This window comes from Geodermatophilus sp. SYSU D00684 (assembly GCF_054050455.1).
Map to the genome: position 1 here is coordinate 26006 of NZ_JBJGZI010000039.1, position 12966 is coordinate 38971.

General features: G+C 72.6%; 11 protein-coding genes. 4 read left to right on the forward strand and 7 right to left on the reverse strand.

Going from position 1 to position 12966, the window contains the following annotated elements; genetic code table 11:
- The first annotated feature begins 42 nt into the window (after nucleotides 1-42).
- Complete coding sequence (locus tag ACI79L_RS22125) at nucleotides 43-1377, forward strand: ABC transporter substrate-binding protein (protein WP_456938860.1); 1335 nt, start codon at nucleotides 43-45, stop codon at nucleotides 1375-1377.
- 76 nt (nucleotides 1378-1453) lie between these two features.
- Here ACI79L_RS22125 and ACI79L_RS22130 read toward each other — a convergent pair whose 3' ends face one another.
- The 5 genes from ACI79L_RS22130 to ACI79L_RS22150 all read right to left on the reverse strand — a co-directional run bounded on the left by ACI79L_RS22130 (nucleotide 1454) and on the right by ACI79L_RS22150 (nucleotide 6073).
- Entirely contained in the window at nucleotides 1454-1873 is a 420-nt protein-coding gene (locus ACI79L_RS22130; RefSeq protein WP_456938861.1) for a DUF7712 family protein, read from the reverse strand.
- A gap of 89 nt (nucleotides 1874-1962) precedes the next feature.
- Nucleotides 1963-2820: an ABC transporter ATP-binding protein gene (locus ACI79L_RS22135; protein ID WP_456938862.1), complete on the reverse strand. Its 858-nt coding sequence runs from the start codon at nucleotides 2818-2820 to the stop codon at nucleotides 1963-1965.
- Complete coding sequence (locus ACI79L_RS22140; RefSeq protein WP_456938863.1) at nucleotides 2817-3830, reverse strand: ABC transporter ATP-binding protein; 1014 nt, start codon at nucleotides 3828-3830, stop codon at nucleotides 2817-2819. The genes ACI79L_RS22135 and ACI79L_RS22140 overlap by 4 nt, the downstream gene beginning before the upstream one ends.
- Nucleotides 3820-4818, reverse strand: coding sequence for a branched-chain amino acid ABC transporter permease (locus ACI79L_RS22145; RefSeq protein WP_456938864.1), 999 nt, complete (start codon nucleotides 4816-4818; stop codon nucleotides 3820-3822). The genes ACI79L_RS22140 and ACI79L_RS22145 overlap by 11 nt, the downstream gene beginning before the upstream one ends.
- Before the next feature lie 4 nt (nucleotides 4819-4822).
- Nucleotides 4823-6073: a branched-chain amino acid ABC transporter permease gene (locus ACI79L_RS22150; protein WP_456938865.1), complete on the reverse strand. Its 1251-nt coding sequence runs from the start codon at nucleotides 6071-6073 to the stop codon at nucleotides 4823-4825.
- 288 nt (nucleotides 6074-6361) lie between these two features.
- Between ACI79L_RS22150 and ACI79L_RS22155 the strand changes: the two genes are divergently transcribed.
- Nucleotides 6362-6982, forward strand: coding sequence for a GNAT family N-acetyltransferase (locus ACI79L_RS22155; protein ID WP_456938866.1), 621 nt, complete (start codon nucleotides 6362-6364; stop codon nucleotides 6980-6982).
- Here the strand turns inward: ACI79L_RS22155 and ACI79L_RS22160 are convergent, their stop codons facing one another.
- Nucleotides 6983-7387: a PaaI family thioesterase gene (locus tag ACI79L_RS22160; RefSeq protein ID WP_456938867.1), complete on the reverse strand. Its 405-nt coding sequence runs from the start codon at nucleotides 7385-7387 to the stop codon at nucleotides 6983-6985.
- Nucleotides 7388-7469: 82 nt separating this feature from the next.
- On the opposite strand from ACI79L_RS22160, the gene polA reads away from it, so the two are divergent.
- Nucleotides 7470-10208: a DNA polymerase I gene (polA, locus tag ACI79L_RS22165; RefSeq protein ID WP_456938868.1), complete on the forward strand. Its 2739-nt coding sequence runs from the start codon at nucleotides 7470-7472 to the stop codon at nucleotides 10206-10208.
- 31 nt (nucleotides 10209-10239) lie between these two features.
- Here the strand turns inward: polA and ACI79L_RS22170 are convergent, their stop codons facing one another.
- Entirely contained in the window at nucleotides 10240-11079 is an 840-nt protein-coding gene (locus ACI79L_RS22170; RefSeq protein WP_456938869.1) for a class I SAM-dependent methyltransferase, read from the reverse strand.
- A 214-nt stretch (nucleotides 11080-11293) separates the two neighbouring features.
- Between ACI79L_RS22170 and rpsA the strand changes: the two genes are divergently transcribed.
- Complete coding sequence (gene rpsA, locus ACI79L_RS22175; protein ID WP_456938870.1) at nucleotides 11294-12766, forward strand: 30S ribosomal protein S1; 1473 nt, start codon at nucleotides 11294-11296, stop codon at nucleotides 12764-12766.
- Nucleotides 12767-12966 lie beyond the last annotated feature (200 nt).

Here is a 12966-nt window from a genome sequence, read left to right on the forward strand (position 1 = left end):
CGGGGTCCGCCGGACCGACGTACGACAACTGGGAGTTGCTGGATGCGCACGCGTACCTACGCCCGCAGCATCGCCGTCACCTCCGCCGCGCTCGTCGCCCTCACCGCCTGCGGTGGCGGCGACGACGGTGGCAGCGGCTCGGGCGGCGACGCCTCGGGCGGCGGCGAGAAGCAGGTCAACATCTACGGCACCGACGGCAACATGGGCAACGCCCTCGGTGAGGACTTCACCGACGACGGCGCGCTCGCCGGCATGCGGGGCACCACGCCCCTCACCGAGCTGGGCCCGGAGTTCACCGACCGGCTGCTCGAGGTGGACCCCAACCTGCAGGACTACAACTACGCGGGTGAGACCTACGACGCGGTGATCGTCACGGCGCTGGCCGCGCAGGCCGCCGGCACCAACGACGCCAACACCTTCAAGGCGTACGTCAACGGGATCACCACCGGCGGCGACAAGTGCACCGACTTCGCCGCGTGCCTGGAGATCATCAACAACGGCGGCAACGTCGACTACGACGGCATCTCCGGCCCGCTGGCCTTCACCGACGCCGGTGAGCCGGCGGCGGCCAGCTTCGGCCTGCTGCAGTTCGGCGACGACAACGCGCTGGACAACGACGCCACCGAGTACGTCATCGCCGGTGACGAGGCCAACGCCACCACCGACGAGGGCCCGGCGTACGCGCCGGCCGGCACGACCGGCGGCCCGCTGGTCATCGGCACGCTGCTGCCGCTGACCGGCAACCTGGCCTTCCTCGGCCCGCCGGAGGTCGCCGGTGCCAAGCTGGCGGTCAACGACATCAACGCCGCCGGCGGCGTCCTGGGCCAGCCGGTCCAGCTCGTCGAGGGTGACTCCGGTGACGCCTCCACCGACACCGCGACCCAGACCGTGGACCGGCTGCTGCAGTCCGGCGTGAACGCGATCATCGGTGCCGCGTCCTCCGGTGTGAGCCTGACGGTCATCGACGCCATCACCGGCGCCGGTGTCCTGCAGTTCTCGCCGGCGAACACGTCCGACCAGTTCACGAACTACAACGACAACGGGCTGTACTTCCGCACCGCCCCGCCGGACACGCTGCAGGCCCGCGCCCTCGCGGACCTGATCATCGCGGACGGCAACAACACCGTGGGGATCCTCGCGCTCAACGACCCCTACGGCACGGGCCTGGCCGACAACACCAAGAACAACCTGGTCAGCGCCGGCCTCTCCGAGGACGACATCGTCAGCGTGACGTACGACCCGCAGGCGGCGAACTTCGACGCCGAGGTCCAGCAGATGGCCGACTTCAACCCGGACGCCATCGTCGTCATCGGGTTCGAGGAGTCCTCGCGGATCCTGCAGGGCCTCAACGACCAGGGCGTCGGCCCGCAGCGGTGACCCCGCGGCGGTGAGGTAGTCACCATCCGGCAGCGGCCCGGTACCCCTCGCGGGGTGCCGGGCCGCTGTCGTGTGCTCAGCGCTGCAGCGACTGGCCCTCGGGCGCCCAGTCGGCCGGGCGCCCGCGGTGGTTGGAGAACTCCACCGCCCAGCGCCACCAGCTGCGGTCGGGTGCGTGCTCCCAGCGCAGCAGGACGCCGACCTCCCCGCCGGGCAGCAGCACCGGCAGGCCCAGGTGGCTCTCGTCGGGCCACACCTCGCTGCGCCGCAGACCGCCGTCGGCCAGCTCGAGCAGCGTGACGGGGGAGTAGTCGCCGTCGCGGTCGGCGTCGCCGCGGGCCACGACGGTGTCGTCGTCGGCGGTGACCCGCACCGCCAGGCGGGCGGGCGCCGCGTGCACGAGCACGCGGGAGAAGCCTCCGGCGGTCAGCGCCCGGCAGAAGTCCAGGCCGTTCATGCCGCCGTCGCGGCCGCGCAGGTCCCAGGTCCAGTTCACGGACCGGCTCCTACCCACCCGGACCCCGGACGACGAGAGGCCGGCGCCCCCGCCTGGGGGACGCCGGCCTCGTCGGGGCCCGCAGGCGGTCAGTGCGCCTTGGCGAGGGTCCCCAGGTAGAGCTCGATGACCTTCGGGTCGGTCATCAGCGACTGGCCGGTGTCGGTGTAGGCGTTGCGGCCCTGGTCGAGCACGTAGCCGCGGTCGCAGATCTGCAGGCAGCGCCGGGCGTTCTGCTCGACCATGATGATCGAGACCCCGGTGGCGTTGATCCGCCGGCAGCGGATGAAGACCTCGTCCTGGTAGGCGGGCGACAGGCCCGCCGAGGGCTCGTCGAGCAGCAGCACCGACGGGTCCATCATCAGCGCCCGGCCCATGGCGACCATCTGCCGCTCGCCGCCGGACAGCGCGCCCGCCTTCCCCTTGCGCCGCTCGCCGAGCAGCGGGAAGAGGTCGATGACGTAGTCGAAGCGCTCCTTGAACGTCTTCGGCCGCAGGTAGACGCCCATCTGCATGTTCTCCTCGATGGTGAGCGAGGGGAACACGTTGTTGTTCTGCGGCACGTAGCCGACGCCCATGGACACCAGCCGGTGCGCCGGCGCGGAGGTGATGTCCTCACCGCGCAGCTTCACCGACCCCGACCGCACCGGGATGAGCCCGAACAGCGTCTTGAGCAGCGTCGACTTGCCGGCGCCGTTGGGGCCGATGATCCCGACGAGCTCGCCGTCCTGCAGGTAGAAGTCGGCGCCGCGCAGGATGTTGACCCCCGGCACGTAGCCGGCGACGAGGTCGTCGGCGCGCACCAGGGCGCCCTCGGCCAGGCGCAGGTGCTCCTCGCGGGTGGCGGCCTTCTCCGCCGGCGACAGCTCCGCGGCGCCCGCGGCGGCCTCCTCGGCGCGGGTGACGTCCTCGCCGGACTCGTCGACCCGGAACAGCGGCTCGCTCATCGGTCGGTCTCCCTGCGGGTGTCGGAGCCCAGGACCTCGCCGCCGCCGTGCTCCTCGGCGGCGATCTGCGCCTCGGCCTGGGCGAGGACCTGGTCCTCCTCCTCGACGGTCAGCGGGGCGTCGTGGTGCGCGCCGAGGTAGGCGTCGACCACGGCCTGGTTCTGGCTGATGGACTCGGGCGGCCCCTCGGCGATCACCCGGCCGGCGGCCATGACGACCACCCAGTCGCTGATGTCGCGGACGACGTCCATGTCGTGCTCGACGAAGATCACCGTCATGCCCTCCTCGCGGAGGTCCTTGACGTGCCCGAGCAGGCTCTGGGTCAGCGCCGGGTTCACGCCGGCCATGGGCTCGTCGAGCATGACGACCTTGGGGTCGCTCATCAGCGCGCGGGCCATCTCCAGCAGCTTGCGCTGACCGCCGGAGAGGGTGCCGGCGAACTCGTCCTTCTTGGCGTCGAGCTTGAACCGCCGGAGCAGGTCCATGGCCTTGTCGGTGTTGGCCTTCTCCTGCGACCGCCAGATGCCGGGCACGAGCGCCCGCAGGAAGCTCTCGCCGCGCTGGCCCTGGGCGCCGAGCAGCATGTTCTGCAGCACGGTGAGCCGGGACAGCGCCTTGGTGAGCTGGAAGGTCCGGACGACGCCGAGCCGGGCGACCTGGTGCGGCGCCAGCTTGCCCAGCGGCCGGCCGTCGAAGCTCCACGTGCCGGTGTTGGGCTGGTCGAAGCCGGTGAGCAGGTTGAACAGCGTCGTCTTGCCGGCGCCGTTGGGCCCGATCAGCCCGGTGATGCCGCCGCGCTGCACCTCGAGGTGGTCGACGGCGACCGCGGTCAGGCCACCGAAGGTCCGGGTGACCCCGTCGACGACGATCGCCGGGTCGGGCTTGGCGACGCCGACCTCCCACGGGACGTCGCGCAGCGCCGCCTGGGCCAGCCGCTGCGGGGCGCGGCCGGAGCCGCCCTTGTCCAGCGACGCCGCGTGGGCGCCGGTGGGCGTGTTGTCAGCGGGCATCGAGCATCACCTCTCGTCGGTCGCCGAAGATGCCCTGCGGCCGGAAGACCAACAGCAGCATGAGCCCGATCCCGACCAGGACGAAACGGATCTGCGCCACGTCCGTGGACGACAGCAGCCCCTCCGGGATGATCCCGTTGTCGATGAGGAGCCGCAGCCCGGTGTCGGCGAACTGCAGGATGAACAGCAGGATGATGGAGCCGACCACCGGCCCGAGCACCCGCGCGGCGCCGCCGAGGATCAGGGCGGCGTAGGCCAGGAACGTGTTCGCGTTCTGGTACTGGTCGGGGACGGCCGACCCGGTGCCGACGGCGTACACCATGCCGCCGAGGGCGCCGATGATCCCGCCCAGCACCAGCGCCTGCATCTTGTAGACGTAGACGTTCTTGCCCAGCGCGCGGACGGCGTCCTCGTCCTCGCGGATGGACTTGAGCACGCGCCCCCACGGGCTGCGCATGAGCGCCCAGACCAGCAGGCAGGACAGGGCCACGATCACCCACCCGACGAGGGTGACCCACAGCTCGCCGCCGGACCAGCTGGTGCCGAGGAGGCGGTAGCGCTCGTTGGTCGCCCACGGGGCGAGGGCGATGAAGTCGCCGTTGAAGGCGGACAGGCCGCGGGTGCCGTTGGTGACCGGGGTGGCCGACACCGAGCGGAACAGCAGCCGCAGCCCCTCCGCCGTCGCGATGGTCGCGATGGCCAGGTAGTCCGCGCGCAGCCGCAGGGTCGGCAGGCCGAGCAGCAGGGCCAGGACGACGGCGGCGGCGAGGCCGACGACCACGCCCACCCAGAACGGCAGGCCCCACTGGCTCACCGAGATGGCGATGCCGAAGCCGCCCAGCAGGGCGAAGGCGATCTGCCCGAAGTTGAGCAGGCCGGCGTAGCCGAACTGGACGTTGATGCCGATGGCGAGCAGCGCGAAGAAGATCGCCTGGAACCCGAGGCCGGCCTTGAGGGCGACGGCCAGGGCGTCGATGAGGTCGCCCATGGGTTCAGCCGATCCGGACCCGGCTGCCCAGGATGCCCTGGGGCCGGATGACGAGGATGACGATCAAGAGCAGGAGCCCCCCGACGTACTTGACGTCATTCGGGATGACGAGGGTCGACATCTGGACGAACACACCGACGATCAGGCTGCCCACCAGGGCGCCGTAGGCGGTGCCGAGGCCCCCGAGGGTGACCCCGGCGAACATCAGCAGCAGCAGGCGGAAGCCCATGTCCCACTGCACCTGGTCGGACAGGCCCAGCAGCACGCCGCCGAGGGCGGCCAGCGCGCCACCCATCATCCAGACCACCAGGATCACGCGGTTGACGTCGATGCCCGACGAGGCCGCGAGGTCGCGGTTGTCGGCGACCGCGCGCATCGCCTTGCCGATCTTGGTGCGCTGCAGCATCACGGCCACCAGCACCAGGACGACGATCGAGACGACGATCGAGATCAGCGCCCGGTTGGTCAGCGTGAACAGGCCGTAGTCGACGGCCCGGCCGGTGGACACCTGGTAAGGGCTGGACCGGCCGCCGTAGATGATCTGGATGAGGTAGCGCAGCAGCAGCGACAGGCCGATGGACACGACCAGCGCGGCGACCAGGCCGGTGCCGCGGCGGCGCAGCGGCCGCCACAGCGCCAGCTCGTTCAGGGCGCCGACGGCCGCGCCGACCACCATCGCGATCACCGTCGCCGCGATGAGCGGGACGCCGCCCGACACGTTGATGTACCAGGCGGCGACGGCGCCGATGGTGACCAGCTCGCCGTGCGCGAAGTTGGTCAGCCCGGTGGTGCCGAAGATCAGGGAGAGGCCGACGGCGCACATGGCGATGAGCAGGCCGAAGCGGATGCCGTCGACCAGCAGCTGGACGGCGCGGACGGTGCCGCCGCCCTCGCCGCGGCTGCCGTCCTCGAGGCCGATGATCACCGGCTCCCGCCGGCCCGCGTCGACGGTGACCGCGCGGTTGTCCGCGCCGGCGAGCTCGACGCCCTCGGGCAGGTCGTCGCCGTCGATGGTGACGACGTAGTCGCCGGGGCCGGGCAGGTCGACCGACCAGCGCCCGTTCTCGTCGGTCTCGACGGTGTCGACCTCGTCGCCGGCGGCGGTGGTGACCGTCACCTGGACGTCCTCGATCGGGCCGGACCGGCTGGTCTGCAGCGTGCCCAGCACCTGCTCGCCCTCGGCGTTCGCGACCCCGGGGACCAGGACGGCGAGTCCGGTGGCGGCGACGAGGACCAGCAGGAGTCGCAGCAGCACCCCGCGGACGACGCTCCGGCGCCCCGGGCGGATCGCGCTCCGGTGCAGCTCGGGTCGCCCGGCAGTGGCTGACGGGTGCCTCACACAACCTCCCAGGTCGTGGCAGTGGAGGCGTGACGGTAACCCAGGCGTGTTGCGTCCCCGTTCCCTCGTCGCCGCACTGTGACCGAAGCGCGACGCGCCGACGCACCCGTCCTGGTGATCACTCCCGTCCCAGGACCGGCGCGTCGGCGTGGCCGCGGGCGGCGGGAGGTGCACGCTCGGCGGCGCCGTCCAGGGAGGGCTCACGTGTCTGCTACCGGCCAGCGGTTCCGCGTCGTCACGCGCACGGCGCGCCCCGACGACCTGCCCGCCGTCCTCGCCCTGGTGCGCCAGCACCGCGCCGAGGCGCACGCGGAGGGCGTCCTCACCGGGCAGACACCGGGGGCGGCCGCGGCGGCGGGCTTCCGGCGGCTGCTGGCCGACCCCGCGCACCGGGTGGTGCTCGCCGTCCTGCCCGGCGCCAACGCCGCGACCGCGGCCACCGTGGGCGAGGTCGCCGTCGGCCTGGCCGTGCTGGGGCTCGACCCGCTGTCGGCGGTGCTCGGCGTCCCGCAGGTCACCGTGGACAACCTCGTCGTGCACCGGGACCACCGCCGGTGCGGGGCCGGCGCCGCGCTGCTGGCCGCGGCCGCCGACCACGCCGCGGAGGTGGGCGCCGAGCACGTCGTCGCCGCGGTCGGCGGGCACGAGGCCGAGCGGCAGCGGTTCTTCGCGCGGATGGGCTTCGCGCCGCTCACCACCCGCCGGATCGTGCCGCGGGAGACGCTGGCCCGGTCGCTGGCCGCCTGGCAGCGCGGCGGCGTCCCGCTGCCCCGGCCGCCACGACGTCGTCCGGTCTCCCGGGCGGTGCCGGCCCTGGGCGCCTGATCAGGCGGGGAGGATCGCGCAGGTCAGCCGCGCGGTGGCGGTGGTCCGCCCCCGGTCGTCGGTGACCTCGATCAGGAACGTCGACAGCGTGCGGCCGACGCGCGCCGGCGTGCAGACGGCGGTGACCGTGCCCGACGTCGCCGAGCGCAGGTAGCTGGCGTTCAGCTCCACCCCGACGGCCTTCTTCCCCGGGCCGGCGTTGAGCATCGCCGCCCAGGAGCCGATCGTCTCGACCAGCGAGCACGTGGCCCCGCCGTGCAGCAGGCCGAAGGGCTGCTGGTTGCCCTCCACCGGCATCGTCGCCACCAGCCGGGCCGGGTCGTAGTCGACGATGGTGATGCCGAGCTTGTCGTCGAGCGGGCTGCCCGCAGTGGGCGCCAGCCAGTCCGGGGGAGCGGAGGTCACGCCGGGCACCGTAACGGCGGGCGGGCCGGCCCTCCGTGCGGGGCCTCGGAACCGTGGGCGGGCGCACCTAGGATCGTGCGCGATGTCCGCTCCGGTGACCACCCCCGCGCCCACCGCCCCCTCGAGTCCGGGGACGCGGCCGCGGCTGCTCCTCCTCGACGGGCACTCGCTGGCCTACCGCGCCTTCTTCGCCCTGCCGGTGGAGAACTTCTCCACGACGACGGGCCAGCCGACCAACGCCGTCTACGGCTTCACGTCGATGCTGATCAACGTGCTGCGCGACGAGCAGCCCACCCACCTCGCGGTGGCCTTCGACGTCGGCCGGCAGACCTTCCGCAGCGAGATCTACGCGGAGTACAAGGCCAACCGCTCCGAGAGCCCCACCGACTTCCGCGGGCAGGTCAGCCTCATCCAGGAGGTGCTCACCGCGCTGCGGGTCCCGGTGATCACCGCGCCGGGCTACGAGGCCGACGACGTCATCGCCACGCTCACCGTGCAGGCCGTCGAGCAGGGCATGGACGTGCTCATCTGCACCGGCGACCGCGACGCGCTGCAGCTGGTCAACGAGCACGTCACCGTGCTGTACCCGCGCAAGGGCGTCTCGGACCTCACCCGGTTCACGCCGGAGGAGGTCGAGGCCAAGTACGGCCTGACGCCGCAGCAGTACCCGGACTTCGCCGCGCTGCGCGGGGACCCGAGCGACAACCTGCCCAGCATCCCGAGCGTGGGGGAGAAGACCGCGGCCAAGTGGGTCCGCGAGTACGGCTCCCTCGACGAGCTGGTCGACCGGGTCGACACGGTCAAGGGCAAGGTCGGCGAGAAGCTGCGCGAGCACCTGTCCTCGGTGCTGCAGAACCGGCGGCTGACCGAGCTGGACCGGCAGGTGGCGCTGGAGCTGGGCCCGCAGGACCTCGCCGTCCGCGCGTGGGACCGCAACGAGGTGCACACCCTCTTCGACAACCTGCAGTTCCGGGTGCTGCGCGAGCGGCTGTTCGCCACGCTGAGCAGCGCCGAGCCCGAGGTCGAGGGCGGCTTCGACGTCACCGCCGACGACGTCCCGGCCGGCGGGCTGTCCGCCTGGCTGGACGCGCACGCCCGCACCGGGCGGACCGGCGTGATCTTCCGCGGCACCTGGGGGCGGGGGACCGGCGAGCTGGCCGGGCTGGCGCTGGCCGCCGCCGACGACCACGCCGTCTTCGTCGACTGCGGCCCCGACCTCGACGTCGCCGACGAGCAGGCGCTGGCCGACTGGCTGGCCGACCCGGGCGCCGAGAAGGTGGCCCACGACGTCAAGGGCCCGCTGCTGGCGGTGTGGGCGCGCGGCTGGGACCTGCAGGGCCTGGCCAGCGACACCGCGCTGGCCGCCTACCTGGCGACGCCGGGGCAGCGCTCCTTCGACCTCGGCGACCTCTCGGTGCGCTACCTCAAGCGCGAGCTCAAGGACGCCGCCGAGCCCGAGGGCCAGATGACCCTCGACGGGATGGGCCCGAGCGAGGCCGACCTCGCCGCCGAGGCCGCGCACGCCGACGTCGTCAAGGCGGTCGCGGTCAACGACCTCTCCGACGCCCTGGAGCAGGTCCTCGCGCAGAAGGGCGGGGACCACCTGCTCGCGGGGATGGAGCTGCCGCTGACCCGGGTGCTCGCCCGGATGGAGCTCCGCGGCATCGCCGTCGACACGGACCTGCTCACCGAGCTGCAGCGCGAGTTTGCCGAGGGCGTGGCCGCCGCGGCCGCCGAGGCGTACGCCGTGATCGGCCGGGAGATCAACCTCGGCTCGCCCAAGCAGCTGCAGGCGGTGCTGTTCGACGAGCTGGGCCTGCCGAAGACCAAGAAGATCAAGAGCGGGTACACCACCGACGCCGACGCGCTCACCGGCCTGCTCGCCCAGACCGGGCACCCGTTCCTCGAGCACCTGATGCGTCACCGGGACGTCACCCGGCTGCGCACGGTCATCGACGGGTTGATCCCGATGGTCGACGACGCCGGCCGCATCCACACGACGTTCCAGCAGACGATCGCCGCCACCGGCCGGCTGTCCTCGATCGACCCGAACCTGCAGAACATCCCGATCCGCAGCGCCGAGGGGCGCCGGATCCGGCAGGCGTTCGTCGTGGGCCCGGGCTTCGAGTCGCTGATGACGGCCGACTACAGCCAGATCGAGATGCGGATCATGGCCCACCTGTCGGGGGACGAGGGGCTCATCGAGGCCTTCACCTCGGGGGAGGACCTGCACTCGTTCGTCGCCTCGCGGGCCTACGACATCCCGATCGAGGACGTCGACCCGGAGATGCGGCGCCGGATCAAGGCGATGAGCTACGGCCTGGCCTACGGGTTGAGCGCCTACGGGCTGGCGACGCAGCTGCGCATCTCCACCGAGGAGGCGCGCGAGCAGATGCACGCCTACTTCGAGCGCTTCGGCGGGATCCGCGAGTACCTCGACGGCGTCGTCGAGGAGGCCCGGCTGCGCGGCTACACCGAGACCACCCTCGGCCGGCGCCGCTACCTGCCCGACCTCACCAGCGACAACGGGCAGCGGCGGCAGATGGCCGAGCGGATGGCGCTCAACGCCCCGATCCAGGGCTCGGCGGCCGACGTCATCAAGGTCGCGATGCTCGGCGTCGAGCGGGCGATCGAGGCCGAGGGCCTGCGCTCGCGGATGCTGCTGCAGGTGCACGACGAGCTCGTGCTCGAGGTGGCGCCGGGGGAGCGGGGGGCGCTGGAGGCGCTGGTCCGCCGCGAGATGTCCGGCGCCGCGCAGCTGTCGGTGCCGCTGGAGGTCTCGGTCGGCGTCGGCCGCAGCTGGGACGCCGCCGCCCACTAGCCGGCCCCGACCCTCGACGTCGCGTCGAGGGTCAGGGGCGGTGCGCGACCAGGACCAGCGTGCCGGGGACGAGGGCGCCGCGGGCCGGCGACCACTGGCCCCACTCCTGGGTGCGGCCCGGGGTCCACTCCGGCTCGACCAGGTCGTCGAGGACCAGGCCCGCCCCGACGACGGCGCGCACCCAGTCGCCGACCGTGCGGTGGTGCTCGACGTAGACCGTCCGCCCCTCGCCGTCGGTCTCCACGTAGGGCCGGCGGTCGAAGTAGGACGAGACGACCCGCAGGTCCCCGGGGTCGGGGGAGTCCGGCAGCGGCCAGCGGAACGGGTGGTTGACCGACGCGGCGAACCGCCCGCCCGGGCGCAGCACCCGCGCCACCTCGGCCAGCGCCCCCTCGACGTCGGCGACGAACGGCAGCCCGCCGAACGCCGAGCAGACGACGTCGAACGACCCGCCGGCCAACGGCAGCGCGCCGACGTCGGCCTGCAGCAGCGGGACGTCGATCCCGGTGCCGCGGCCGAGCTCCGCCGCGCGGGCGAGCATCCCGGCCGACAGGTCCAGCGCGACGACGTCGGCCCCGGCCCGGCGCAGCCACCGCGCGCACGGCGCCGAGCCGCAGCCGACCTCGAGCACCCGGCGGCCGGCGACGTCGCCGAGCAGGTGCGCGTCGGCCTCGCGCAGCCCCTCCGGGCACCACAGGAAGTCGACGTCGCCGAGGTCCTCACCGTGCTCGGCGAGGTAGGCCGGCGCGGCGGCGTCCCACCAGCCGCGGTTGGCCCGGACCGACTCGGCGGACCCGGCGGGCCGGCGTTCGACGCCCCCGGCCGCCGGGTAGCCGTCGGGCCCGAGGGGGAGCGCGGGCGGCGGCATCATGACACGCCCAGCGTGACACGCCGCGGCGGATCGGCAGAGGTCGCCCACCCGGTGGACCCCGGTGCGCGCGCGTCCGTACCATGGGAGTGCGCCAGAGGTCTGTCAGTGCTGTTACCCGCAAGGGATCGGCGCGCGCCGGCTCTCCCCGCTCCCGCGGTCACCCGGCCGCGGTCCACCTGTCCCTACGCATCCCCCGTCCGGAGCACTCGACCACATGACCTCCACCCAGGTCCGTCCCGACAGCACCCCCCAGATCGCGGTGAACGACATCGGCACCGCCGAGGACTTCCTCGCCGCGATCGACCAGACGATCAAGTACTTCAACGACGGCGACATCGTCGAAGGCGTCATCGTCAAGGTCGACCGGGACGAGGTGCTGCTGGACATCGGCTACAAGACCGAGGGCGTCATCCCCTCGCGCGAGCTGTCCATCAAGCACGACGTCGACCCCAACGAGGTCGTCAAGGTCGGCGACGAGGTGGAAGCTCTCGTCCTCCAGAAGGAGGACAAGGAAGGCCGCCTGATCCTGTCCAAGAAGCGCGCCCAGTACGAGCGCGCCTGGGGCACGATCGAGGCCAAGAAGGAAGCCGACGAGGTCGTCACCGGCACCGTCATCGAGGTCGTCAAGGGCGGCCTCATCCTCGACATCGGCCTGCGCGGCTTCCTCCCCGCGTCGCTGGTCGAGATGCGCCGCGTCCGCGACCTGCAGCCCTACGTGGGCCGCGAGCTCGAGGCGAAGATCATCGAGCTCGACAAGAACCGCAACAACGTCGTCCTCTCCCGCCGGCAGTGGCTGGAGCAGACGCAGTCCGAGGTCCGCAGCGAGTTCCTCAACAAGCTCGCCCGCGGTCAGGTGCGCACCGGCGTCGTCTCCTCGATCGTCAACTTCGGTGCGTTCGTCGACCTCGGCGGCGTCGACGGCCTCGTGCACGTCTCCGAGCTGTCCTGGAAGCACATCGACCACCCGTCCGAGGTCGTCGAGGTGGGCCAGGAGGTCACCGTCGAGGTCCTCGACGTCGACCTCGACCGCGAGCGGGTCTCCCTGTCGCTGAAGGCGACGCAGGAGGACCCGTGGCGCCAGTTCGCCCGCACCCACCAGATCGGCCAGGTCGTGCCGGGCAAGGTCACCAAGCTGGTGCCCTTCGGTGCGTTCGTCCGGGTCGACGAGGGCATCGAGGGCCTGGTCCACATCTCCGAGCTGGCCGAGCGCCACGTGGAGATCCCGGAGCAGGTCGTGCAGGTCGGCGACGAGATCCTCGTCAAGGTCATCGACATCGACCTCGACCGGCGCCGCATCAGCCTGTCGCTCAAGCAGGCCAACGAGGGCGTCATCGGCGACGAGGAGCAGTTCGACCCGGCCGCCTACGGCATGTCCGCGTCCTACGACGAGCAGGGCAACTACATCTACCCCGAGGGCTTCGACCCCGAGACCGGGGAGTGGCTCGAGGGCTACGAGGAGGCCCGCGAGACCTGGGAGCGGCAGTACGCCGAGGCCCAGGCCCGCTTCGAGGCGCACCGCAAGCAGATCGCCGCGGCCCGCGAGGCCGACGCGGAGGCCGCTGCCGGTGGCAACTACTCCTCCGGCGGTGACACGGCGACCGACGGCGACACCACCGCCGGTGGCGGCACCCTGGCCAGCGACGAGGCACTCGCCGCGCTGCGGGCCAAGCTCGCCGGCGGGGAGTGACCCGCTGACCGTGCGCTGACGGTCTGAACGAACGACAGAGGCCCAGGACCTGCGAGGTCCTGGGCCTCTGTCGTTCGCGCACCGGGTGGCGCAGAGGGGTGCCCGCCCCCCCTCCCCCACCCGGCGGGCACCCCGGCCCAAAACAACCCCACCCCCCACCTGCGGCGGACCGGGGCCCACCCAAACACCCTGAGGATGAT